The sequence below is a fragment of the Sphingobacterium paramultivorum genome, from assembly GCF_014109745.1.
Lineage (GTDB): Bacteria > Bacteroidota > Bacteroidia > Sphingobacteriales > Sphingobacteriaceae > Sphingobacterium > Sphingobacterium paramultivorum.
Genome location: NZ_CP058555.1, coordinates 1,417,607 through 1,441,432, shown reverse-complemented (window position 1 = coordinate 1,441,432; position 23,826 = coordinate 1,417,607). Strand labels below are relative to the sequence as shown.

Here is a 23,826-nt window from a genome sequence, read left to right as displayed (position 1 = left end):
AATTCTACTTTGTAAATGTTCTAAAGTCTTGTCCGTTCTCAATATTCAATAACGTCTCGTAGATCAATCTGATTACGTTGTCAACATCTTCTTTATGAACCATCTCCACTGTTGTGTGCATATAACGAAGAGGTAAAGAAATCAATGCCGACGGTACACCACCATTGCTATAGGCAAATGCATCCGTATCAGTTCCTGTAAAACGAGAAGAAGCCTGACGCTGGAAAGGAATATTATTCTTCTCAGCAACCTTAACCAGCAGTTTATTCAGATTAATCTGAACCGCTGGAGCATAGGACAATACCGGACCTTTTCCTGAAAACAGATCTCCTTGCGTGATCTTATTGATCATCGGAGTTTGCGTATCATGTGTCACATCGGTTACGATAGCGACATTCGGTTTGATACGATCTGCGATCATTTCGGCACCACGTAAACCAATCTCTTCCTGCACCGAATTTACGATATATAATCCAAATGGCAATTTCTTTTTATTCTCTTTTAGCAAACGAGCAACCTCAGCGATCATAAAACCACCGGCACGATTGTCCATAGCCCGCCCAACATAATAACGGTCGTTGAGGATAGAGAATGTATCTTCGTATGTAATAACACAACCCACATGTATACCCAGGGCTTCAACCTCTTCTTTGGTACTACAGCCGCAGTCCAAAAAGATATTTTTCAGCGAAGGATTTTCTTCTTTCTCTCCCGAACGTGTATGAATTGCCGGCCAGCCGAATACAGCTTTGACAATGCCCTTTTCCGTATGGATATTCACGCGCTTAGACGGTGCAATCTGGTGATCCGAACCACCGTTACGAATCACATAGATCAGTCCATCTTTGGTAATGTAATTGACAAACCAAGAAATCTCATCCGCATGAGCCTCTATAACGACCTTGTACTCTGCTTTTGGATTGATTACCCCCACAGCTGTACCGTAGTTGTCAACGAATGTATCATCGACATAGGGCTTCAAATAATCTAACCACAGTCGCTGTCCTTCCCACTCAAATCCTGTAGGAGAAGCATTATTGATATATTTCTCAAAAAATGAAAGCGAATCTTTAGTCACAACCGCGTTGTGCTTCGGCTCTTTTTTCTTGTTTTTTTCTGCCATCTTTTCCTTTTCTATTTACTTTCGTCAAAATATGAAAATTTCAATGAAATGCAAAAGTAAAAATGTTTTTTGAAATATTGTTTGTGCAATTTATTTTAGGTCATAGCCCCCTATTTTAGTAAAAAGGATCAGCAAAAGACAATATTTCATTCACGATGAATGAATTAGGTTCGCAGTCCAATGATATTATGCTTAAAAACAAATTGTAGGAATAAAAAATGAGATTAAAGCTTATCTTTACTCCAAAGTAATTTAAACAGCTATAAAATTTATGAATTCAATATTAAGTGCAATACATTGGAATATTGACCCGGAAATGTTCAACTTTGGCGCCTTTGCCCTTCGCTATTATGCCTTATGCTGGTTATTAGCGTTTTTTGTTTCATACGTGATTATGTTGCGTATATTCAAAAAGGAAGGCCGCACACAAGAACAGCTGGATCAGCTTTCAATTTATATTTTCCTGGGCACTTTGATCGGCGCTCGATTAGGACACTGCCTATTTTACGATTTTGACTATTACAAAGATCATATACTTGAAATCTTCCTTCCATTTAAATGGGATAAAACAGGATTTCATATCACCGGCTTTGCAGGTTTGGCTTCTCACGGTGGCGCCATCGGAATTATCCTCGCGCTATATTTATTCTGCAGAAAAACAAAAACCGACTTTCTATGGCTAGCGGACCGATTGGTTGTTGTAGTCCCTATTGCAGGTGCACTTATCCGTATCGGAAATTTCTTCAATTCTGAAATAATTGGTACGCCTACAGATCTACCTTGGGCTATCGTGTTTGAACGTGTCGACAATGTACCGCGCCATCCGGGACAGCTTTATGAAGCAATCGCCTATATTTTGATCTTTATTATCATTGGTTCCCTATTCAAATCGAATCCCAATCGCCAAAAAGGTCAATTATTTGGCATATTCATGGTCTTATTATTTGGTGCACGTATGGTCTTGGAACATTTTAAAATTGACCAGGAAGCCTTCGAGCAAAGTATGGCTTTAAACATGGGCCAATTGCTGAGTATACCTTTTATTCTGGTGGGTTTCTACTTTATATTCCGGAAAACCAAAGCTTAAAACAGGGCGCAATATGTCCTTGTTTGCAAATACAAAATTTAACAGGCATCTTTTCTAGAAAAGATGCCTTGTTTTTTTTCCAATACCTGCAAAGATTACTATATTAGGCTTCAATAAATAATATATCCTTTTACAACAAGAAACTTAAGCCTAAAATGAGTCTAGCACAAGCAGCATCTGTCGAAGCAAACGAAAAGATGCTTCAATACAATGGTCAATATGGAGCGTACGGCGGATCCTACATCCCCCCGGTACTGGAAGAACAATTAGATAAACTGGCTGCTTTTTTCGATAGCCATGTCCAAAAAGAAGAATTTCAGAAAGAGTTTATTGCGATCTTAAAACATTATGTCGGTCGCCCCTCACCTTTATATTACGCGAAGAATTTAAGCGAGTATATCGGTTCCAAAATCTATTTAAAGCGGGAAGATCTCAACCATACGGGCTCCCACAAGATAAACAACTGTATCGGTCAAATTCTTCTGGCCAAACAAATGGGAGCAACAGAGATCATTGCCGAAACTGGCGCTGGTCAACATGGTGTTGCAACAGCAACAGCAGCAGCATTGTTAAACATCCCCTGTAAAGTATTTATGGGTGAAATCGACGCTGCGCGCCAGGCCCTAAACGTCAAGCGCATGGAATTGTTGGGCGCCGAAGTTGTAACGACCAACTTAGGTAGCCGTACATTGAAGGATGCCGTCGATGCGGCCTTGATGTATTACGTTGAAAATCCAACATCCTATTATCTACTGGGATCGCACGTTGGCCCACACCCCTATCCAAAAATGGTCGGCTATTTTCAAAGCGTTATCGGTAAGGAAGCACGCCAGCAGATTCTTGATCAGGAAGGGCGCCTTCCAGACAGCATCTTCGCCTGTGTAGGTGGTGGCTCAAATGCTATTGGCTTATTTTCGGGTTTTCTCGATGATCATGAGGTCGAAATTCATGGTGGCGAAGGCGGTGGCACCGGAACTTATCCAAAAACAGCTGCGACACTTTCTTTTGGCAAACCAACCGTATTCCAGGGAACCTTTTCGTACTGCCTTGTCGATGATGAGGGCAATCCGATCCCGTCAACCTCGGTGTCTGCGGGCCTTGACTACCCGGGGATATCGCCGCAACATGCCCAACTAAAAGATAGCAATCGTGCAAACTATCACCCCGTGACAGATGCAGAAGCGATCGATGCCTACAAGTTACTTTCTCGACTGGAAGGTATTATTCCGGCCATTGAATCATCACATGCTGTTGCTCTCGCGGTGAAATTGTTAAAAGACAAAAACAAAGTCGCTATTGTGAATCTCTCGGGACGTGGCGACAAAGATGTTGACCGCGAATTCTAGGCGGCAGCATCAAAATACATGTTTAGACCGAGTGCAGGGCCCTAGGTTAGGCAGTCGGTCTAAACATTTTATCCATTAGCTAACAATCTCCAAGATGAAGCGACCAAGAAATCGTCGAATAGTTTTAAAAACAGTAATCAGCCTCCTCGTCTTGCTTTGCCTGGGTCTGATAGGCTATAATCTTTATCCAGAACCAACGTTGGATCAGCATGCCAAAGTAGACAAGCTTATCGTCTATAAATCAAAAAGAACACTATTGGCCTATAATAAGGGAAAGCTCCTAAAATCTTACCGTATTTCATTGGGCGGCCAACCTGTGGGCTCCAAAGAATTTGAAGGCGATTTAAAAACACCCGAAGGGCTTTACACGATCAACGACAAAAATCAATATAGCAGCTATCACAAAAACCTGGGGGTCTCCTACCCGAATGAACAGGATATCGCCCACGCCAAAAGTTTAGGAAAAGATGCCGGTGGCGACATTAAGATCCACGGACTTCGAAACGGACTAGGCTTTATCGCTAAATTGCAGCGCCACATGGACTGGACTTTCGGTTGTATGGCACTTACAAACGCAGAGATTGACGAACTTTTTGATGCTGTTCCGATAGGCACAGCTATTGAAATAAAACCCTAACTGAAATAAAGACTTAACTGGAATAAAGACTTAACTAAAATAACTCTTGACTGAAACATACCCCTAACGACCTCAAGGCTAAAGCGCCGAATGGCCCGCCCATTACGCCCATTACGCTCATTACGCTCATCCGCTGGCCGCTTAGCCGTTCCCCCCTATTTTACCCTACACCCTGTTTTCAAAATACTACAAGATAAACCCTAAATATTACAACGCCATGTCTAATAAATTATCGATTTTTGAGTTTACATTAGTAACTTGTATTTAAAATAATTCCGATGGAATATCCAATGTGATAAACACAAATACCGATGACCACATCACAGCATGCACGGCATCCAAGAATTAAATACACCTGCATAAAATCAACAGGATATTCCATAGGACCTCTAAAAGACAAGATGCGAAGCATTCATGAAACCATAGGATGCAGACTTAAATCAGTAATAATTTATATATGAAACTTGCAATAAAGAATATGGTATGCAATAGATGCATTATGGTTGTTGAAAATGAATTGGCTAAGCTCAATCTCCATGTTAAGCATATTTCTTTGGGCCAGGTTGAGATTGAAGAAGAGCTGACCAAAGCGGAGAGCAAGCAACTTGCTTCCAATTTTTCGGCACTTGGTTTTGAACTGATTGACGATAAAAGAACCGTCATCATCGAACAGGTAAAACATGTGGTATTGGATCTTATCCGCAATCAACATAACGATACCACTCTTAATCTTTCCGAAATCATCAGCACGAAAGTGCACCATGATTACAACTACATCTCCAATCTTTTTTCGGATGTTGAAGGCATAACCATCGAAAAATACTTCATCGGCCAAAAAATTGAATATGTGAAAGAGTTATTGGTTTACGACGAACTTACCCTGAGTGAAATTGCCTATAAACTCAATTACTCCAGTGTTGCTTATTTGAGCAATCAATTCAAAAAAGTAACCGGATTGACGCCAAGCCACTTTAAACAGATCAAAGACAATAAACGCAAACCACTTGATAAGATCAACGACTAAGGACCTGCGATGCGCTTCACAGCGCAGGAAGAAATCAAAGTTTGACCGCTTCTGCCTATCGCAGAAAAAGAATCTACAACGCCACTTTTGGGACATTACCAACTGTCAAGACCGCTAATACGTGATTCACAAAAACAAGAAAAGGCTTCCGAGCGGAAGCCTTTCTTTTAAAATTGCCCTTTCAAATTAGCAACCCTTATCTTAAATATCTCTAATTCTTTTTGTTGTTGATTGATAAAAGAATTTTCCTCCAGTTTTCCTACCACAATATCACGTTCTTCATCATTGGCATAAACCATGTTTTTGAACTGATTTTTGTAGTCTTTGGCCCGGGATTTATAAATCTGTTCACCAATCCAGATCCGGTGTCCAAGCGCCTGATCCAACAAAGATACAATTTTATCTGTTGATAAAACCATACCTTCCAAATTTAAGACTTCTATTAAAGACAAGAGTGCATGTTCACGTTTATCTAAGGGGTATGCTTTACTTTTATCATGATAGAATTCATGAATATCATCCCATGAATCTATTTTTTTTGATTTGACATCATCCAGGAAAGTTTGCAGGGCATTGCTTTCGATCAGCTGTCCACCTATATTTTCCCAGCTTGTACGCGATCTACCCGATAAGGACCCGATAATATCCTGCAGTGACAGGCCTTCCTCGAGGGCATCCATCAAGTGCAGTACACCATAGTATTTAATAAACGAACGATATAAATGATAAGCCTCGCCAACCTTCTGAATAACAGTCGGTCTGCGTGAATTTTCGGCTCCTTGCAGCACAATTGTCTGATCTTTTAGGTCCATGTTGTTGGCAAGCAGTGCCCGACCGGCAACAATACGTTCTTGCTTATCCTTCCCCACGGCGGTGTGGAGACTATCTGCCACGGCCAAGGCCAACATATCCATCCCTTCAAACATCTCGTTCACCGTATCCGGTGCCAACATATCGTATTCAAAATATTGATTTTTGAAATGTCGATTGTCCCGCGCCGCATACTTATTGGCATTCCGTACCAATGCATACATGTTGTACATAAACCAATACCCCGGAATCAAGACCAGTTGATCATGTTGCACGTCATTGCTCACTAAGGTAAAAGGCAACTTGATATCCAGTTCATGCAGAAAATCCCCTTTCACAATAAGGCAATACGATGCAAATCTGGAGTTGTGTTTTAGGCTGACGCAGAGCCCAGGCCAAAAACCACGTCCCGCAATAATTTCACCATCCGCAGCTCTGGAGTTGTGATTGGATCCTACGGTTGCTCCGGCAGCCATATTACTTTGGCCCATCACCAATGCCGCACATAAAAACGAGTTGTTATGGTGCTGTTCATGCGCTGGAAAAATCAAGGAATTTAACACTTCACAACAGGAAATTGTCGAGTTGTCACCCAAATAAGAGTTGATCAAACGCGCGCCATATTTCAATTGTGAATAGGACGCCAGGATAAAACGTACAGCTTTAACGCCGTAAAATATACGACAGCCATAGCCAATAATTCCATTAACAAGCTCACAGCCTTCACCGATCTGCGTATACGATTCCTGCGAGGAATTGACGGTTACATTTTTCAGCTTGCTGACCCCTTTGATATAGACATCTGTCCCGATCTTGACATTCTTGATCGTTAACGTATTTTTGATGACGCAACGGTCGCCAATCTGGCTGTAATAGCCCCGTTGACTTCCAAATTTCTGATCAGTCAGTTCTCCAAATCGTTGCTGTAAAGCATGATCATGCCGATTGCGGGTCCAAAGGTATACATCTGCAGCCTGCATACCATCAAAAGGGTAAACCGAACGGGCACCATTTTCGTTGCAGAGCTCCAGCTCGATCCGTTTATCTGACTCTTCACCATCACGGAGAATACCATTCCCGAATTTGGCTGTACTACCAGTCTCCATTTCCTTGATCTGACTCAACAGCACCTCATTACCAACAATAAAGTAGGACAAGTAGCCGACATAGTGGACAGCAACATCGTCGCCAAAATCTGAACTGATGATCGTCGAATGATACAGGCCAATGGGCAGCTGCAAATTGCGGTAATCCAGGTAACTCGGACTCAAATTGCCGATACGGACCAAACCATAGAATTTACAGTGCTGAACCTGATTCGGATCAAAGATTGCCGATACTTTGACTTTGGACCAGTCGCTGGACCAGTTTCCATTGTTAATCAACTGTTGAACCTCCGTTTCCGTCAGGTCACGGTAGTCATTACGCGGGTTTTGCTGAAAGCGCAGGGTATATTCGTCCTGTCCTGCTGGAATAAACTCATCTGGGATAAATCCATAACCCAGCTGTTCCAAAGGTTTCTTCTTCAATACACTCATCGGCCTCCTTACTCTACAGTTACCGACTTCGCCAGGTTACGTGGTTTGTCCACATCCAAGCCTAGCTCTACACCAATATAATACGATAGTAATTGCAATGGTACAACCGAAATCAATGGAGCAATGATCTCATCTGCCTCCGGAATTTCCATAAAATCATCCGATAGATTTTCAGAAACGGTATCGCCTTTGGTAACCACCGATATAATCTTTCCCTTACGCGCTTTGATCTCCTGAATATTTGAAACAATCTTCTCGTGATAAGTATCTTTTGTAGCGATAAAAACAACCGGCAAGTTCTCATCAACCAATGCGATAGGTCCATGTTTCATTTCTGCTGCAGGATAACCTTCGGCATGGATATAAGAAATTTCCTTGAGTTTAAGCGCGCCTTCCAGGGCAACCGGGAAATTATACCCCCTACCCAAGAAAAGGAAGTCTCGGGCATCTTTGTACTTTTTGGCAATGGCCTTGATTTTATCGACCTGCGTATCCAAAATCCACTCCACCTTTTCAGGCACTTCATTTAATTCCTGCGCAAGTTTTTGATAACGTTCTTCGCTGATCGAGCCTCTCAAAGAAGCAATCTTTAAGGCAATCAGGTTCAATACAGTCAACTGTGCCGTAAATGCCTTTGTACTCGCTACGCCGATTTCAGGTCCAGCATGTGTATAGGCACCTGCATCAGAAAGTCGTGCGATAGAAGATCCAACAACATTGACAACACCCAATATGATAGCGCCTTGTTTTTTCGCATTTTCCAATGCAACCAATGTATCAGCCGTTTCACCACTTTGGGAAATCGCCAAGATAACATCCCCCGGATGAATAACCGGATTACGGTAGCGGAATTCCGACGCATATTCAACTTCTACATTAATACGGCATAATTCCTCAATAACATATTCTGCAATAAGTCCGGCATGCCAGCTCGTACCACAGGCAACAATCACAATGCGATTGGTATTGCTGATCTCATTCGCAAATTTTTCAATGCCGCTCAGTGTAATCTGATGGGATTGCAGATCCAGACGTCCACGCATGGAGTCAAAGATCGTTTGCGGTTGCTCGAAGATCTCTTTCAACATAAAGTGATCAAAGCCACCTTTTTCAATAGCCGACAACTCCAGATCCAATTTTTGGACATAAGGCGTGATGCGCTCATTACCAAGATTTTTAAGGATCAACTCCTCCGGTGTGATAATGGCTAGTTCGTAGTCATTGATATAAACAACTTCTTTGGTGTATGCTAACATCGGGGAAGCATCTGAACCCAAAAAATGCTCATTTTTACCGATACCAATCACCAAAGGACTTCCTTTACGCGCTGCAATAATACGATCCGGATGACCGGCCTCCAATACGAGGATCACATAGGCCCCTACGACCCGTTTCAAAGCAATGCGAATCGCTTCTTCTAAAGAGCATTCATTCTGCAATTGGATTTCTTCGATAAAGTTGACCAGAACCTCTGTATCGGTATCACTTTTAAACGTATAACCTTTATTGATTAATTCCGATTTTAAGGAAGCATAGTTTTCAATGATGCCATTATGAATCATCGCGATACGTCCGCTGTTGGAATAATGCGGATGTGCATTCCGGTCAGAAGGCTCACCATGGGTAGCCCAACGCGTGTGGCCTATCCCTGTGGTCGACTGCAGATCTTTGTCGTACACAAACTCTTCCAAGTTTGCGACTTTACCTGTTTTTTTGTAAACATCGATCTGCTCACCTTTATGCAATGCCACTCCAGCACTATCATAACCACGGTATTCTAACTTTTGTAATCCGTCAATGACGATACCGTACGCCTGACGATAACCTGTGTATCCTACAATTCCACACATGTATGTCTCAATTTTAAGTGTATATTTTGTTAATGCGCCGCAATGTAATAAAAAATATCTACGCAATCGATTGATTAACCTAAAATTAACACAAAAAGGGCGGCTAATGAAACATTAGCCGCCTTTTTCTATTGTAAAATGTATTATTTTTTAGTGTTCTGCCACATCTACATGGTCATAATCTTCCTTCATCAAGGCTTCATAATTTGTTTTTTCTTTCTTGCCAAAACGACGTTGAAGACTGTCAAAAATGGAGTATACCACCGGTACAATAACCAAGGTTAAAAATAAAGAAGATAACAAACCACCGATGATAACAATCGCAAGACCTCTATTCATATCGGCACCGTCTCCAGTAGCGATTGCAATAGGAATCATACCAAATACCATGGCAATTGTCGTCATCAAAATCGGACGAAGACGTGCATGATTGGCTGCCACCAATGCATCGTGCGTACTATCGCCAGCTTCCTTACGATGGTTGGCAAAATCAACCAGCATGATCGCATTCTTGGCCACCAGACCAATCAACATGATGATACCCAAAATCGTAAAGATATTCAAGGTCTGATTTCCCAAAGCCAAGAATAACAGGGCTCCGATAAACGACAATGGAATCGAGAATAAGACCACAAATGGTGTGATAAAACTATCGTATAAAGCAACCATTACCAAATATACTAGGATAATAGATGCCAATAAGGCAATTCCCAAAGTACCAAAACCTTCGGTTTGGTTTTCCATATTACCACCCCAGATAAAGACGATCCCCGGTTTACGCGGCAGTTTTTCAAACTGTGCCTGCCACTCTTGCGCTACGGTACCCATTGGTCTACCGATCGCCTGTCCCTGAATGGATACTGCCGGCGACTTGTCGCGACGTTCCAACAAAGTAGGTCCCGAACCAAAAGTAACATTGGCAAATTGATCCAAAGAAATAGAAGCACCCTGATTATTGATAAATTTCAGATCACGCACGTTGTCGATATTGGCACGACCATTTTCCGCATAGCGGATATTGATATCGTACTCATTATCGCCGGCTCTGTATTTGTTATCCGTATTTCCTGAAAATGCCGTTTGCATCGTCATACCCACAGTAGAGACATTTAGTCCCAAAGAGGTCATTTTATCACGGTCGATCTTCACATTGATCTCGGGATTACCCGCTTCAGAAGTCAATTTGACACCCGCTGCTCCAGGGATCTTGCGCAATTGATCTGCCGCCTTCTCTGCAAATTCCTGTGCATCTTCGACAGAAGCACCGATGATGGTCAGCTTCAATGGTGCCTGCTCCGCTCCCATGATACCCACATTGACGGTTTTGATTTTTGCACCGATCAGCTTATTTTCCAGTTCACGCTTTAATGTCGCTGAATACACCTGTGAGTTGCCCTCAAAATTTTCTTTGTCGAGGATCACGTGGATCTCCGATTTGTAACGCGAACCCGTTGTCGAAGCCATACCATCCGAAGACTGTCCCACTGTCGTAATAATTTCTTTGACATCGGGTTTCGATTTAATATAAGCCTCCGCTTTCTGCGTCAATAAGTTGGTCTTCTCCAGGGAAGCATCTTTATCGAGTTCCAACTGGATGAAAAACTCCTTACGGTCGATACTCGGGAAGAAATCCGAACCGATATACCCCTTACCAACCAAAACAAACGATGCCGCAAGCAAACCAATGGCCAATAATAAAGCTGCCAACTTGGTTTTCCAGGTTCTTAAGGCCCAAACTAACAATCCTGCAACCCAATGTGTAAAGCTGTTCAAACCGCTTTCAAAACCATGAATAATACGGCCAAAGAAAGAAGTTTTGCTCAAGTGCTCCAATTTACCAAAACGCGAGTATAACCAAGGCACTACCGTAAATGACACCAATAAGGATAATAAAGTCGAGATGATTACAGTCACACAGAATTGTGCCAGGATATTAGCCACCAAGCCCGTAGACATCGCGATCGGTAGGAACACCACCACAATAACCAAGGTGATCGCCGTTACCGTAAATCCAATTTCCGAAGCACCATCAAATGCCGCACGCACTTTGTTTTTACCCATCTCCATGTGGCGGTGAATATTCTCGATAACAACGATCGCATCATCCACGAGAATACCTACCACCAGAGATAAACCTAATAAAGACATCAAGTTCAGGGTATAGCCCATCAAAAGCAAGCCAATAAAGGTTGCAATCAAAGATAAAGGAATCGCCACCATGGTGATCGCCGCATTACGTAAACTCTGCAAGAAGAACAACATGATAAAGCCCACCAAGGCAATGGCAATCATTAAGTCGTGGATCACGTTATCGGCCGCATTCAATGTAAATTCTGAAGAGTCATTGGCCACCAGAATTTTAATATTCTGTGCCGCATAATCCTTCTCTACACCACTAATTACTTTTCCACTTTTATCGTGTACAGCAATCGTTTTCTTCACCGCTTCGGACACCGCTACCGCATTTGCATCAGACTGTTTAAAGACCTGCAATAAGATCGTATTCTGACGGTCCAGGCGGGCCACTTTTTCAATCTCTTTGATACCATCCCGTACATCGGCGATATCGCGCAGATAGATCTGCACCCCTGCCGGCGTTGTGATCGGGAGGTTACGCAGCTCCTCGATCGAAGTTACTTTACCCGAAAGACGGATGGTTGTCCGGTTATCGCGGGTACTTACGTTACCTGTCGGGAAATCGAGATTGGATGCAGCTACTATTTGCTGTACCTGAGAAATTGTCAGTCCATAACCTTCAATTTTCTTCGGATCTACAGAGATCTGGATTTCACGCTCCTCGCCACCGATCAGGTCTACTTTTGCAACACCATTGATCCGCGCAAAGACCGGCTGGATTTTATTATCCAAAAGATCATAGAGTTCTTTCTCCGATAAGTTGGAAGTGACGGCCAAACTCATGATGGCCACATCATCCAGGGAAAATTTGGAGAGTGAAGGTGTCTTTACATCATCCGGCAAATCGTTGATTACGGCATTGATTTTCCGTTGAGCATCGGTAAGTAGGAAGTTGACATCCGCGCCGTTGTTGAGGGTAATCATGACAATCGATACCCCTTCCAACGAAGTCGACTCCACCTTTTTGATACTTTCCAGGGATGAAATTGCATCCTCTATTTTTTTGGTCACCGAGCTCTCAACCTCTGCAGGTGAAGCTCCCGGATAGACCGTCTGTACCGTAATGACGTTAATTTCAAATTTAGGGACCAATTCATAGCCCAATCGCGTATAAGAAAACAACCCGCCTAATGTCAGTATTATAAATAATACGATAATTATACTGGGGCGTTTTATCGATATTTCGGTAATTTTCATTCGAATAATTTATTTTTAATAGCCATGCAACCGGGGTTCCATCTGCTACTGATTACAGTATGCTCTATTTAATTATCTCTACAGGGCTTTGGTCAAATAGATTGATCTGACCCGAAACAATCACCTGATCGCCATTTTGCAAACCACCTAAGATCTCGATGTAATCACCAAAGTTTCTACCCGATTTGACATTTGTTTCGATTGCTTTACCGTTTTTCAGCACAAAGATCTTGTTGTCGCTCACACTACCCACAAAAGCATTTCGTGGTACGATCAATGTATTGCTGGCAACGCCTTCGCCGAAGATGGCCGTACCATACATACCGGCACGCAATTGGTTCGATGCATTATTTACTTCGATTTCTACTGGGAAATTTAAGCTACCATCCGATTTAGGTGCAATAAAAGTTACTTTACCAGTAAAGCGTTGGTCTGCATACACACTCGCTGTCACATCAACAGATTGACCGATCTTTAAGGTCGCCACATTCTTTTCGTCTACATTGACACGCAATTTCAAGGTAGCAACATTCACAATATCGAAGGCCGCAGCACCGACACTCAGGTAAGTTCCCGGTTCGATTTTACGTGAATTGACGATACCTGATACCGACGTTTTGATGGTTACATCGCCAGCATTCAATTTAGAAGCTCTTAAGTTATTTTTCGCATTCTCAAATTGCAATTTCACCTGGTCTAACTGTTGTTTGGTTACACCTCCCGTAGAAAAAGCACTTTCAAAGCGATTCAGATCAGCCTGCGCGTTGGTATATGCGGCTTGCGCATTCGCCACGTTCACATTCAGTTTATCACCCTCGATGATCGCCAAAGTCTGTCCCGCACTCACATGAGAACCTTCATCAACCAATACTTTCACTACCCGGCCGGCAGTTTCAGCCGAAACAGTTACTTCCTGTTTCGGAGAAAATGTTCCGTTAGCAGTATAGCGTAAATCCATGGAAGATACTTTTGCTGTATCGATACGCACAGCAATAGCCACATTTTTCTTGGCTACTTCTGCTGTTTCGGCTTCGTTTTTCTTTTTATTCTTATTTAACACAAAAAATATTCCTGCTAGACCAGCAGCAATAATAAGTAGGGTAATAATTCCGCGTTTCATATTGTATTAGTCAATTATTCGTTAATGAGTGATTTAAGTTTTCCATTTGCTTTGATCAGCTGAACTTCAGCAATTTTATAATCCAGCAAGGAAGTGTTTAAATTATTTTGTGCATCTGCATAAGCGTTTTCTGCATCCAAAAGATCAGTCAATGTCGCTAGACCATTTTTATAGTTGTTGTTTGTATCTTCCAATACCGATTTCGCCAAATCCACATTTTTGCGATTCGACTCGATCGTCAACAAGGAGTTTTTGATCTGAACCTTTGAATTCTCTGCTGCCATACTTAAGGCCAGTTTCGTATCAGCAATATCCACCTGTAACTTATCAATATCAATTTGCGCCTGACGAACTTTCGATCGTGTCAGGAATCCGTTGAAAATAGGAACGGTCAGATTAAGTCCGATACCCGAAAAGCCGGACCAATTTACACCTTCAGCTTTAGAAAATAAAGGAAAAACAGGTCCCAAACCCTGTCTTCCATAGTTGGCAGTCAACGACAGCGTCGGATAATATTTGGAGATCTCTGCTTTTTTATTTAATTCAAGCAATTCATTTTGTTTTGCCAACACCTGAATCTCCGTCCTGTCAGAAACGTCTAGCGGATTATATACAGCATCTAAGGCAACGGTCTCAAAGGTGGAGCTCGGCATGGAAATCGGCTCCGACATGGACATGCCAATCACAAATTTCAACGCATTTTCCTTTAGCTCAACAGCATTTATCAGCTGTTGTCTAGAGGCTTTTAAATTCGTCACGGCAACGTTTGTACGGTCCAAATCAATCTTCTTGGCTAACCCATTTTTAAACAACCCCTCGATAACATCCCTTGTTTTTGTTGTGCTCTCCAAGTTGTTATCTACAGTTTTCAATTGCAATTTGGACTGATAAACATCATAATAACTATTTGCCACTTTCTCAATCAGCTGCTCATCTGTTAAAGTCTTGTTGACTACATAAAATTCACGTGTAGTTTTAGCAGCCTTCAATCCAGTAAATACCGTTTGATTAAACAGCTGTTGGTTTAAACTTATTGAATTTGTGGATTGCCATTTTTGTCCAAAAGCTGCCATAACGGTTGTACCTGGCTGACCAACAAGCTCTCCTGGTAAAGCAACTTTTTGGATCATTGGATTGTAGGTAATTCCACCATTAAAATTCACTTGTGGCAATGCGCCTGATTTAACTTCCGCGATTTTATGTTCGGCATTTATGACATCGAGCCCTGCCTTTTTCGCATCAGCTTTGTTCTGCAAAGCAAATTTAATCGCATCACTTAAGCTCAATTGTTGCTGTGCATGACTCTGGAAAACCATCGTACCTAATAAAAGGCTGGCTAGTATTCTGATTGTTTTCATTCCTAATTTATTTGTCCTAATTTTATATCTACTTTTTATTTATACCATTAAAAAACAGCTTGGTAGCCAGCTTTTGTTTTTGCAACACTTCATCAAAACGATCCTGATTTGGAATCCCCGAAATGATATCCGAGATATTGCACATCAAGGATAAGCTCTTCATCAATTCCACATAGATTTCGGCCGTTTCATAAAGATGCTCTTCATTCAGTTCCCCTTTTTGAGCGCCCACTTGAAGAATTTCATACAGCGCCTGTACATCACGATTGTGGAGACACTGAAAAAAATCCTGCATGGAAAGTCCCTTGATCCATTCCAGATTTTCGTTCATGTGCAGCATATAGTATTTCCGGACAAATGCATCGCGCAGTTCCAGTATTTTCATGATCAGCTCGTAGGTAGTGCCCACATGCACAGCCACCATCTTCTCCTCCTCTTCCCTATATTCATCCGTCAAACGCACAATCACATCCCGTATAAGTGCATTCTTTTCCGAATAATAGTAGTACAAATTCGCTTTGGTAATTTTTATATCCTCCGCAATTTCATTCATCGTAGTCTTACTAAAACCGTAATGCATAAAGCGTCTTATCGCCGCATGAATGATTTGATCTTTTCTATCTTCCATTCTTCAAAAAACTCCTTTCTACTTTCTGACTTTTATCAAAAATTGTTCAAAAATATAAAAAGTAACATGTTGGGCAAAATAAATTTTGAAATTGTAATAATTTTGATATTAACCTGACAACAAAAAAGGCAAACTCTCGAGTTTGCCTTTTATTATACGAACAGATCTGTTAGAATGCGACCGTGTTCTGAAAATGTTTTAAAAATTTTCGTTTATCCAGTTTATAGAGCCGTGCTGCACGATAGGCAACTCCAGTCTGCACTTCGTCGAGTTCTTTTAGAAAGCCATAATTTTGCATTTTCTTTCTAAAATTGCGTTTATCGAGTGGTTTATTCAAGATTCCCTCATACACCAGCTGTAACTGGGTGAGGGTAAATTTTTCGGGCAGCAGCTCAAAAGCAATCGGCTTATAAGCAAGGCGCCGCTGCAATCGCTCCAGACAGAGGTCCAAAATCTGCTTATGGTCAAATGCCAGTTCAGGTACATTCCGAACGGGAAACCACTTCGCCTGTTTCATATAATTTGTAACAGGTTTGGTTTTCAATTTGGTATTATCCAGCTGCACGAGGGCGTAATAGGCCACCGTCAGAATCCGCCCCTTTGGATGCCGTTTTAATCCGGCAAAGGAATGCAGTTGATCCATAAATACATCTTTCAAACCTGTATTCTCATACAAAATTCGTTTTACGGCATCTTCCATCTCTTCGTCATTATCCACGAAAAAACCTGGCAATGCCCACCAATCCTTAAAAGGATATTCATTTCTTTCGGCCAAAAGAACTTTTAATTCTCCTTCGTGAAAGCCTAATATGACACAGTCAACGGTAAAATTACTATACAAAACTTCTAAATTTATTTATGTGCAATATACTGAGCTAAATTTAGCGGTTACTAATCATCGGGTTATCTGTAACAATTATACGCTTCCTAAACGTGATGCGCAAAAAAATATTGAAAAATTTATTCAAAGTGTAGAATATACACTATAAAAATCTTATATTCGTAAAACCTAAAATATAGCGTGTGATAAAAGAAATTAAAAAAATAGGTGTATTGACGTCGGGAGGTGATGCTCCTGGGATGAATGCCTGTATTCGTGCTGTTGTTCGAACAGCATTACATAAGGGATTGCAAGTAACGGGTATTTATCAAGGATACCAAGGTCTGATCGACGCAAATTTCATAGAAATGGATACGCGTTCGGTCAGCAATATTATACAACGTGGTGGTACAATATTAAAAACAGCGCGTTGCATGGAGTTTAAGACGCCGGAAGGCCGTCGAAAAGGATATGACAACCTGATCGCTGCTGGTGTGGATGCATTGGTGGTCATTGGTGGTGACGGTACCTTTACAGGGGCTAATTTTTTCTCCAAAGAATTTGAGATACCTATTATAGGTATACCCGGCACGATAGATAACGATCTTTATGGTTCTGATTATACCATTGGTTACGATACGGCCAACAATACTGTAATTGAAGCTATTGATAAAATCAGAGATACTGCGGCGTCACATGAACGTCTTTTCTTTGTTGAAGTAATGGGCCGGGATTCAGGTTGTATTGCATTGAATGCAGGCATTGCTGGCGGAGCCGAAGCAATCTTACTTCCAGAGAAAGAAACCGCCATTGACGATTTAATCCGTCATTTAGAAGACGGTGCCATTAAGAAGAAATCGTCGTCTATTGTTATTGTCGCAGAGGGCGACCAAAACGGCGGTGCTTATTATGTCGCAAAAAAAGTAAAAGAAAAGTTTGATCATTACGACACGAAAGTTAGTATATTAGGGCATTTGCAACGCGGTGGTTCTCCAACGAGTTTCGACCGCGTGCTTGCGAGTAGATTGGGCTTTGCTGCTGTCAATGAATTATTGGCCGGAAACACACGAGTTACTGTTGGGCTTCGTGGTAATGAAATCAAGACAACTCCAATTGAAGAAGCAATCAGCAATAAGGAAATTAAACTTAGCCCTGATTTATTGGAGATGGCTGAGATTTTATAATCATAATTTGAACAGACATGATAGCAGTAGTATATAGTGGGTCTCGATTTTCCGACTGGAGATTGGCTGACAAGGGGCGGATCACCACGGGGTTCCGCATGAACGGGATCAATCCTTATCTTCAAGATGAGCGCTCCATACTACAGCATTTGCATAAAAACACCAACCTGATCAACAACGCCGAAAAAATCAGACGGATCTATTTTTTTGGTGCGGGATCTTCGTCGAAGGAACGTAAGGATAAAATAAAAAACGTCCTCGAACGTTTTTTCGTCAATGCGCGCGTACGGGTTGATCATGATGTCATTGCTTCGGCAATTTCGACTTTCGGCGACGAAAGAGGAATTATTGGCATCATTGGCAGTGGATCAAATGCAGCTTTTTATACAGGGAAAAAAATCATTGACAATAACTATGGTCTAGGTTATATTCTGGCCGATGAAGGGGCGACAAACTGGAACAGCCAGCAGTTGCTCAAACATTATATGACAGATACCTTACCTGTTGATCTGCGGGACAAACTGGAAAGAGAATTTAACATCGATAAGAAAACCATTTTGGAAAGGGTGTATATTTCCCCACAACCGACAAATTTTCTGAATTCATTTACCGACTTTGTCCTCGAAAATAAGGATCATCTATTCATGAGTCAATTGGTTAAAAATGGGCTTCGTACGTTTATAAAAACCTACATCAAGCCATTGATGAAAGAATATCCGGACAGTGATGTAAACTTTACGGGTTCAGTAGCGTTTAATTATGAGCACTTGCTTCGGGAAGTTGCCACAGACGAATTTAATATCAGTATTGGTACTGTTGTAAAAGAGCCGATACATAATTTAATTAAATATTATATCAATAAAAATTAAGAATATGAAAATTGGAATTAACGGATTTGGCCGTATTGGTCGTTTAGCATTTAGAGCGGCTATCAATCGTCCAGAAATTGAAATTGTTGGTATCAATGACTTAGTTGAACCAGATTATATGGCTTATATGTTGAAATATGATTCAACACATGGCAAATTTGACGGTTCTGTAGAAGTAAAAGACGGTAATTTGGTTGTTAACGGAAAAACTATTCGTGTTACAGCTGAGAAAGATCCGGCAAACTTGAAATGGAATGAAGTAGGTGCTGAAGTAATCATCGAATCTACAGGTTTCTTCTTGACTCAAGAGTTGGCTCAAAAACACATCGATGCAGGTGCTAAAAAAGTAGTGATGTCTGCTCCAGCGAAAGACGACACCCCTACTTTCGTAATGGGTGTAAACCACAAAGAATTGAAAGCTGATCAACACATCGTTTCAAACGCTTCATGTACAACAAACTGTTTAGCGCCTATCGCTAAAGTATTAAACGATAAATTTGGTATCGTTGAAGGTTTGATGACAACAGTACACGCGGTTACAGCAACACAAAAAACTGTAGACGGTCCTTCAGTAAAAGACTGGAGAGGTGGTCGTGGTGCATACCAAAACATCATCCCTTCATCTACAGGTGCTGCTAAAGCAGTAGGTTTGGTTCTTCCAGAATTGAAAGGTAAATTGACAGGTATGTCTTTGCGCGTTCCTACAGCAGACGTTTCAGTTGTTGACTTAACAGTACGTTTGAACAAAGGTGCTTCATACGAAGAAATCAAAACTGCGATGAAAGAAGCTTCTGAAGGCGAATTGAAAGGTATCTTAGGTTATACTGAAGACGAAGTTGTTTCTTCAGATTTCTTAGGTGATGCACGTACATCAATCTTCGATGCAAAAGCAGGAATTTCATTGAATGATAACTTCGTTAAAGTTGTATCTTGGTATGACAACGAATGGGGATATTCAAACAAAATCGTTGACTTGGTATTAGAAGTTGGTAAATTGTCTTAATCAACTCGACCAGTAATCCTATAAAGGGGCTATTCTACACGAATAGCCCCTTATTTTTTTCCTTAAAAATCAGCAGGTTGGCGTTTAAACGCAAAAAAAAGCGCTTTTAGCTTTCGTAATTCAAATAATCCGTCTATATTTGCATCATCAATAAGGCAGACAGCTAAATTGAAAAGGTGCCATAGCTCAGTTGGTAGAGCAAAGGACTGAAAATCCTTGTGTCGCTGGTTCGAATCCAGCTGGCACCACCAAAAAGGAAGAACGCAAGGTTCTGATAGATTGAAAGAATAATAATTCCAATGCGAAAATAGCTCAGCTGGTAGAGCACAACCTTGCCAAGGTTGGGGTCGCGAGTTCGAATCTCGTTTTTCGCTCACCTGCCTAGGTGGTGGAACTGGTAGACACGCAGGACTTAAAATCCTGTTCCCGTTAAGGGAGTGCGGGTTCGATTCCCGCCCTAGGTACAAAAAGAGACGCCGAATATCGGTTGTCTCTTTTTTTTTATACCAATATAAACCCTTTGCCCCAAATTTAATATTAGGCCATTTCGAGTTCGATTTGAGCGCAGTACTACGATTAATATCATCGTAACATAATTTTTATGTTTCCAATTTGGGATTTTAGAAAAATTAATCGTAATATTGCAATAACATTATGGGACTTACTAAGACAGAAATATTCACAGAAGAGCAGAATCAGCTCGCCACAATGCTCAAAGCATTGGGCCATCCTGCCCGTATTGCGATCCTTCAATCCATCATCCGTGCAAATTCGTGTATATGTGGTGATCTGGTTGAGGAACTAGGATTGGCACAGCCAACAATTTCCCAGCACCTTAAAGAATTGAAGAATGCGGGTATTATCCAGGGCACCATTGAGGGTGTACGGGTATGCTATTGCATTGAACCGAAAGCGTGGAAATTATTGAAAACAAACCTGGCAGCTTTCTTTGACTCTTATAAAGAGAACACAAACTGTTGCTAAAAAAATTTACATCAATTAATCGTTAAATTGCAATATAACATGAGCAACTCCGCATTTATCAACTGGGAAACGTTTAAAACGCAGCTCCAGCAAAACCCGAATCAAATTTTACAATTTGAATATGCAGAAGGTAAATGGGTAGATCCCTCCTACCATATTACAGAAATCAAACAGGCTCCTATCGTATCCGTCGATTGTGGTGGCGTAATGAACTCCTGGACTGAAATCATTGTCCAACTATGGGAACCAAGGGAAACAGAAGAAGGCCGTGCAATGCAAGCAAGTAAAGCGATGTCTATCGTGGATATCGTTGAAAAGAAATTGCCGCTTAATCCCAATGCTATTGTAAAAATTGAATTTGGCAACTCGCAGTTCGATACACGCCAAATGTATCCGGGTAATTTTACCGTGTCCGGACAAGATTTAATCGTTAACCTTACTCCAGATTATACCCAGTGCAAAGCCATTAACCGTGGAGGAAGCTGTGGCAACACGTCAGCTGGAGAAGAATGCTGCGCACCCGTTGCTAAAGCCGAACCTGTAAAGCTGGAAATGGTTAATCTGGCTGCTGATGGCCCCGTTTGTAAACCTGGTGGCGGCTGCTGCTAATCAAAACATTAAAAAATGGAAAAAATATTGGTACTCTGCACCGGCAACAGTTGCCGCAGCCAAATTGCAGAAGGATTTTTAAGACATTTCGCAGGTAGCCGAGCCGAGGTTTATAGCGCCGGTATAGAAACGCATGGCGTTAACCCTAAAGCCATTCAGGTTATGGCTGAAGCCGGCATTGATATCTCATCCCACACCTCTAATCATGTCAATGAGTATGCGGCAATAGACTTTGACTATGTAATTACGGTCTGTGATAATGCCAAAGAGAGTTGTCCATATTTTCCTTCAAGGGCTAAAAAACTACATTACAATTTCCCAGACCCGGCAAAAGCTACCGGGACGGAGGAAGAAGTTATGAATGAATTCAGAAGGGTACGTGATCTTATCAAAACATACAGTGCTGAATTTGTAGCGGAAAATCTCGATAAATAAACATACCCACTAACAAAAAAATATGTCAGCCAACAACTGCGCCCCAGCACATGAAAGGAAAAAACTGAGTTTCCTCGACCGATACCTTACCTTATGGATTTTCCTGGCGATGGCAATCGGAGTATCTATTGGATTCCTTTTCCCGTCTTCATCTGATTTTATCAATTCTTTCTCGAGCGGCACCACCAATATTCCACTTGCCATTGGCCTGATCCTGATGATGTATCCACCACTTGCCAAGGTGAAATATGAAAATATGGGCAACGTATTTAAGGACACAAAGATACTGGGGACTTCCCTACTCCTGAACTGGATCATAGGGCCTATTTTAATGTTTATCCTGGCGATTGTATTTCTTCGGGGCTATCCCGAATATATGATCGGCCTTATTCTTATCGGGCTAGCCCGCTGCATTGCAATGGTCGTTGTATGGAATGAGCTCGCAGAAGGAAACCGCGAGTATGCTGCAGGACTCATCGCCCTCAATAGCATTTTTCAGGTTTTATTGTACAGCGTCTATGCTTATATCTTTATCACTGTTCTGCCTCCAGTATTTGGGATGAAAGGTCTTGATGTCAATATTTCGATCGGTCAGATTGCGGAAAGTGTCGGAATTTATTTGGGTATTCCCTTTGCACTGGGCATAATCAGCCGTTATGGCCTGATTAAGTTAAATGGAGAAGAATGGTTCCAAAGCAAATTTGTACCGCTGATCTCTCCCATCACCTTAATCGCGTTATTATTTACAATTGTAGTCATGTTCAGCCTAAAAGGTGAACTGATCGTTCAGATTCCTATGGACGTTGTCAGAATTGCGATTCCTTTGGTGATCTATTTTGCCATTATGTTCCTGGTGAGCTTTTTTATCGGTAAACGAATGGGCGCAGATTATTCCAAAAATGCAGCCATTTCTTTTACAGCTTCCGGTAATAATTTTGAGTTGGCTATTGCAGTTGCTATTGGCGTCTTCGGCATCAACAGTGGCCAGGCATTTGCCGGTGTTATCGGTCCACTCGTGGAAGTGCCCGCATTGATTGCCTTGGTCAATGTAGCTTTTTGGTTAAGAAAGAAATATTACAAAGGCCAGGTGGTATAACCCAAGAAAATTATTTATTGCCAGAAAATTGATAAATTAGTTGATATGTTCCATTCAGCTCATTCTCGCAGGCACTGGCCTACACTCCTGCTGTCCGTACTCTTCTCCTTAAATGGCTTAGACCTCAGCGCACAGTTGTTTCATCAGGACAGCCTAAAATTAATAGCCCGACAGTTTGCCTTTACCGAAGGGCCGGCAGTGGACAAGACCGGGGACATCTATTTTACCGACCAGCCCAATAACAAAATCTGGAAATATAGCACCAAAGGGCAACTTTCGCTTTTTAAAGATTCTGCAGGCCGCGCAAATGGATTGTACTTTAACCATCAGGGTCTGCTCCTTGCCTGTGCCGACGAAAAGAACGAGATCTGGTCAATCAGCAAAGATGGTCAGGTTACCGTCCTGCTGACCGCTATCGACGGAAAGAAACTGAATGGTCCAAATGATCTTTGGGCAGACAAGAAAGGTGGCATCTACTTTACAGACCCCTTTTATCTGCGCGATTATTGGACCCGGAAAAAGCCAGAAATAGCGAGGCAGAAAGTCTACTACCTTCCTCCAGGAAAAGCGAAAAAACCCATCGTAGTAGCTGATGATGTAAGCAAGCCGAATGGCATTGTCGGCTCGCCCGATGGAAGATACCTCTATGTCGCAGATATCGAACGGAATAAAACGTATAAGTACACCATTGAATCTGACGGCAAGCTCAGCGGACAGACGGCGCTTATCGATCAGGGATCTGACGGGATGACATTAGACCATCAAGGAAATATTTACCTAACGGGCAAAGGCGTCTTTATTTATAGCCCGACAGGCCTGCTGATCGGCCATATTGAAGTAAATGAACCATGGACATCCAATGTCTGTTTTGGTGGTAAAGATCGTACGGTTTTATTTATAACCGCATCAACAGCCATCTATAAGATCCCCATGCATACCCAGGGAGTGGATTAATACCAACAAAAGAAAAAA

General features: G+C 41.7%; 20 protein-coding genes and 3 tRNA genes. 15 read left to right on the top strand and 8 right to left on the bottom strand.

What is annotated here, in order from left to right; translation table 11 throughout:
• Positions 1 to 4: 4 nt before the first annotated feature.
• Positions 5 to 1,123 carry a M42 family metallopeptidase gene (locus tag HS960_RS06185; RefSeq protein WP_088161775.1) on the bottom strand — a complete coding sequence of 373 codons (1,119 nt, stop codon included), beginning with the start codon at positions 1,121 to 1,123 and terminating at the stop codon, positions 5 to 7.
• Positions 1,124 to 1,394: 271 nt separating this feature from the next.
• Here HS960_RS06185 and lgt point away from each other — a divergent pair, with 271 nt between their 5' ends.
• The 4 genes from lgt (at position 1,395) to HS960_RS06165 (ending at position 5,217) form a co-directional block, all read left to right on the top strand.
• A complete protein-coding gene (lgt, locus tag HS960_RS06180; RefSeq protein WP_120334068.1) occupies positions 1,395 to 2,210 on the top strand; it encodes a prolipoprotein diacylglyceryl transferase in 816 nt (271 codons plus the stop codon).
• A 155-nt stretch (positions 2,211 to 2,365) separates the two neighbouring features.
• Positions 2,366 to 3,556: a tryptophan synthase subunit beta gene (trpB, locus tag HS960_RS06175; RefSeq protein WP_220801536.1), complete on the top strand. Its 1,191-nt coding sequence runs from the start codon at positions 2,366 to 2,368 to the stop codon at positions 3,554 to 3,556.
• A 94-nt stretch (positions 3,557 to 3,650) separates the two neighbouring features.
• A complete protein-coding gene (locus HS960_RS06170; RefSeq protein ID WP_182331836.1) occupies positions 3,651 to 4,193 on the top strand; it encodes a L,D-transpeptidase family protein in 543 nt (180 codons plus the stop codon).
• A 457-nt stretch (positions 4,194 to 4,650) separates the two neighbouring features.
• A complete protein-coding gene (locus tag HS960_RS06165) occupies positions 4,651 to 5,217 on the top strand; it encodes a helix-turn-helix domain-containing protein (RefSeq protein WP_120334066.1) in 567 nt (188 codons plus the stop codon).
• A gap of 167 nt (positions 5,218 to 5,384) precedes the next feature.
• Here the strand turns inward: HS960_RS06165 and HS960_RS06160 are convergent, their stop codons facing one another.
• The 7 genes from HS960_RS06160 to HS960_RS06130 all read right to left on the bottom strand — a co-directional run bounded on the left by HS960_RS06160 (position 5,385) and on the right by HS960_RS06130 (position 16,695).
• Positions 5,385 to 7,565 carry a DUF4954 family protein gene (locus HS960_RS06160; RefSeq protein WP_182331834.1) on the bottom strand — a complete coding sequence of 727 codons (2,181 nt, stop codon included), beginning with the start codon at positions 7,563 to 7,565 and terminating at the stop codon, positions 5,385 to 5,387.
• Positions 7,566 to 7,573: 8 nt separating this feature from the next.
• The gene (gene glmS / locus HS960_RS06155) at positions 7,574 to 9,415 is read right to left on the bottom strand and encodes a glutamine--fructose-6-phosphate transaminase (isomerizing) (protein WP_182331832.1); all 1,842 of its coding nucleotides are present in this window, start codon (positions 9,413 to 9,415) and stop codon (positions 7,574 to 7,576) included.
• A gap of 150 nt (positions 9,416 to 9,565) precedes the next feature.
• On the bottom strand, positions 9,566 to 12,748 hold the full coding sequence (locus HS960_RS06150) for an efflux RND transporter permease subunit (protein WP_153844735.1): 3,183 nt from the start codon (positions 12,746 to 12,748) through the stop codon (positions 9,566 to 9,568).
• A gap of 64 nt (positions 12,749 to 12,812) precedes the next feature.
• A complete protein-coding gene (locus tag HS960_RS06145) occupies positions 12,813 to 13,868 on the bottom strand; it encodes an efflux RND transporter periplasmic adaptor subunit (RefSeq protein ID WP_153844736.1) in 1,056 nt (351 codons plus the stop codon).
• A gap of 14 nt (positions 13,869 to 13,882) precedes the next feature.
• Positions 13,883 to 15,226: a TolC family protein gene (locus tag HS960_RS06140; RefSeq protein ID WP_153844737.1), complete on the bottom strand. Its 1,344-nt coding sequence runs from the start codon at positions 15,224 to 15,226 to the stop codon at positions 13,883 to 13,885.
• Positions 15,227 to 15,254: 28 nt separating this feature from the next.
• Complete coding sequence (locus tag HS960_RS06135) at positions 15,255 to 15,854, bottom strand: TetR/AcrR family transcriptional regulator (RefSeq protein ID WP_153844738.1); 600 nt, start codon at positions 15,852 to 15,854, stop codon at positions 15,255 to 15,257.
• 169 nt (positions 15,855 to 16,023) lie between these two features.
• Entirely contained in the window at positions 16,024 to 16,695 is a 672-nt protein-coding gene (locus HS960_RS06130; protein WP_075992906.1) for an NUDIX hydrolase, read from the bottom strand.
• Between the two features lie 185 nt (positions 16,696 to 16,880).
• On the opposite strand from HS960_RS06130, the gene pfkA reads away from it, so the two are divergent.
• The 11 genes from pfkA (at position 16,881) to HS960_RS06075 (ending at position 23,808) form a co-directional block, all read left to right on the top strand.
• Positions 16,881 to 17,858 (top strand): 6-phosphofructokinase, encoded by a 978-nt coding sequence (gene pfkA, locus HS960_RS06125; protein WP_075994837.1) that lies wholly within the window; start codon positions 16,881 to 16,883, stop codon positions 17,856 to 17,858.
• Positions 17,859 to 17,875: 17 nt separating this feature from the next.
• A complete protein-coding gene (locus HS960_RS06120) occupies positions 17,876 to 18,727 on the top strand; it encodes a hypothetical protein (protein ID WP_153844740.1) in 852 nt (283 codons plus the stop codon).
• Positions 18,728 to 18,731: 4 nt separating this feature from the next.
• Entirely contained in the window at positions 18,732 to 19,730 is a 999-nt protein-coding gene (gene gap, locus HS960_RS06115; RefSeq protein ID WP_070561154.1) for a type I glyceraldehyde-3-phosphate dehydrogenase, read from the top strand.
• A gap of 175 nt (positions 19,731 to 19,905) precedes the next feature.
• Positions 19,906 to 19,981: transfer RNA gene (locus HS960_RS06110), tRNA-Phe, on the top strand.
• 50 nt (positions 19,982 to 20,031) lie between these two features.
• Positions 20,032 to 20,104: transfer RNA gene (locus HS960_RS06105), tRNA-Gly, on the top strand.
• Positions 20,105 to 20,109: 5 nt separating this feature from the next.
• A tRNA-Leu gene (locus tag HS960_RS06100) sits at positions 20,110 to 20,194 on the top strand.
• 190 nt (positions 20,195 to 20,384) lie between these two features.
• Complete coding sequence (locus HS960_RS06095) at positions 20,385 to 20,714, top strand: ArsR/SmtB family transcription factor (protein WP_075992909.1); 330 nt, start codon at positions 20,385 to 20,387, stop codon at positions 20,712 to 20,714.
• Positions 20,715 to 20,753: 39 nt separating this feature from the next.
• The gene (locus tag HS960_RS06090; RefSeq protein WP_159726381.1) at positions 20,754 to 21,323 is read left to right on the top strand and encodes a DUF6428 family protein; all 570 of its coding nucleotides are present in this window, start codon (positions 20,754 to 20,756) and stop codon (positions 21,321 to 21,323) included.
• 15 nt (positions 21,324 to 21,338) lie between these two features.
• Complete coding sequence (locus HS960_RS06085; RefSeq protein WP_075992911.1) at positions 21,339 to 21,758, top strand: arsenate reductase ArsC; 420 nt, start codon at positions 21,339 to 21,341, stop codon at positions 21,756 to 21,758.
• Positions 21,759 to 21,780: 22 nt separating this feature from the next.
• The gene (gene arsB / locus HS960_RS06080) at positions 21,781 to 22,854 is read left to right on the top strand and encodes an ACR3 family arsenite efflux transporter (RefSeq protein ID WP_182331830.1); all 1,074 of its coding nucleotides are present in this window, start codon (positions 21,781 to 21,783) and stop codon (positions 22,852 to 22,854) included.
• A gap of 45 nt (positions 22,855 to 22,899) precedes the next feature.
• Complete coding sequence (locus HS960_RS06075) at positions 22,900 to 23,808, top strand: SMP-30/gluconolactonase/LRE family protein (RefSeq protein WP_182331828.1); 909 nt, start codon at positions 22,900 to 22,902, stop codon at positions 23,806 to 23,808.
• Positions 23,809 to 23,826 lie beyond the last annotated feature (18 nt).

Excerpts from the sequence above, each read along its gene's own strand:
- HS960_RS06185 (WP_088161775.1), bottom strand. The coding sequence starts at position 1,123 with ATGGCAGAAAAAAACAAGAAAAAAGAGCCGAAGCACAACGCGGTTGTG.
- lgt (WP_120334068.1), top strand. The coding sequence starts at position 1,395 with ATGAATTCAATATTAAGTGCAATACATTGGAATATTGACCCGGAAATG.
- trpB (WP_220801536.1), top strand. The coding sequence starts at position 2,366 with ATGAGTCTAGCACAAGCAGCATCTGTCGAAGCAAACGAAAAGATGCTT.
- HS960_RS06170 (WP_182331836.1), top strand. The coding sequence starts at position 3,651 with ATGAAGCGACCAAGAAATCGTCGAATAGTTTTAAAAACAGTAATCAGC.
- HS960_RS06165 (WP_120334066.1), top strand. The coding sequence starts at position 4,651 with ATGAAACTTGCAATAAAGAATATGGTATGCAATAGATGCATTATGGTT.
- HS960_RS06160 (WP_182331834.1), bottom strand. The coding sequence starts at position 7,565 with ATGAGTGTATTGAAGAAGAAACCTTTGGAACAGCTGGGTTATGGATTT.
- glmS (WP_182331832.1), bottom strand. The coding sequence starts at position 9,415 with ATGTGTGGAATTGTAGGATACACAGGTTATCGTCAGGCGTACGGTATC.
- HS960_RS06150 (WP_153844735.1), bottom strand. The coding sequence starts at position 12,748 with ATGAAAATTACCGAAATATCGATAAAACGCCCCAGTATAATTATCGTA.
- HS960_RS06145 (WP_153844736.1), bottom strand. The coding sequence starts at position 13,868 with ATGAAACGCGGAATTATTACCCTACTTATTATTGCTGCTGGTCTAGCA.
- HS960_RS06140 (WP_153844737.1), bottom strand. The coding sequence starts at position 15,226 with ATGAAAACAATCAGAATACTAGCCAGCCTTTTATTAGGTACGATGGTT.
- HS960_RS06135 (WP_153844738.1), bottom strand. The coding sequence starts at position 15,854 with ATGGAAGATAGAAAAGATCAAATCATTCATGCGGCGATAAGACGCTTT.
- HS960_RS06120 (WP_153844740.1), top strand. The coding sequence starts at position 17,876 with ATGATAGCAGTAGTATATAGTGGGTCTCGATTTTCCGACTGGAGATTG.
- gap (WP_070561154.1), top strand. The coding sequence starts at position 18,732 with ATGAAAATTGGAATTAACGGATTTGGCCGTATTGGTCGTTTAGCATTT.
- HS960_RS06095 (WP_075992909.1), top strand. The coding sequence starts at position 20,385 with ATGGGACTTACTAAGACAGAAATATTCACAGAAGAGCAGAATCAGCTC.
- HS960_RS06090 (WP_159726381.1), top strand. The coding sequence starts at position 20,754 with ATGAGCAACTCCGCATTTATCAACTGGGAAACGTTTAAAACGCAGCTC.
- HS960_RS06085 (WP_075992911.1), top strand. The coding sequence starts at position 21,339 with ATGGAAAAAATATTGGTACTCTGCACCGGCAACAGTTGCCGCAGCCAA.
- arsB (WP_182331830.1), top strand. The coding sequence starts at position 21,781 with ATGTCAGCCAACAACTGCGCCCCAGCACATGAAAGGAAAAAACTGAGT.
- HS960_RS06075 (WP_182331828.1), top strand. The coding sequence starts at position 22,900 with ATGTTCCATTCAGCTCATTCTCGCAGGCACTGGCCTACACTCCTGCTG.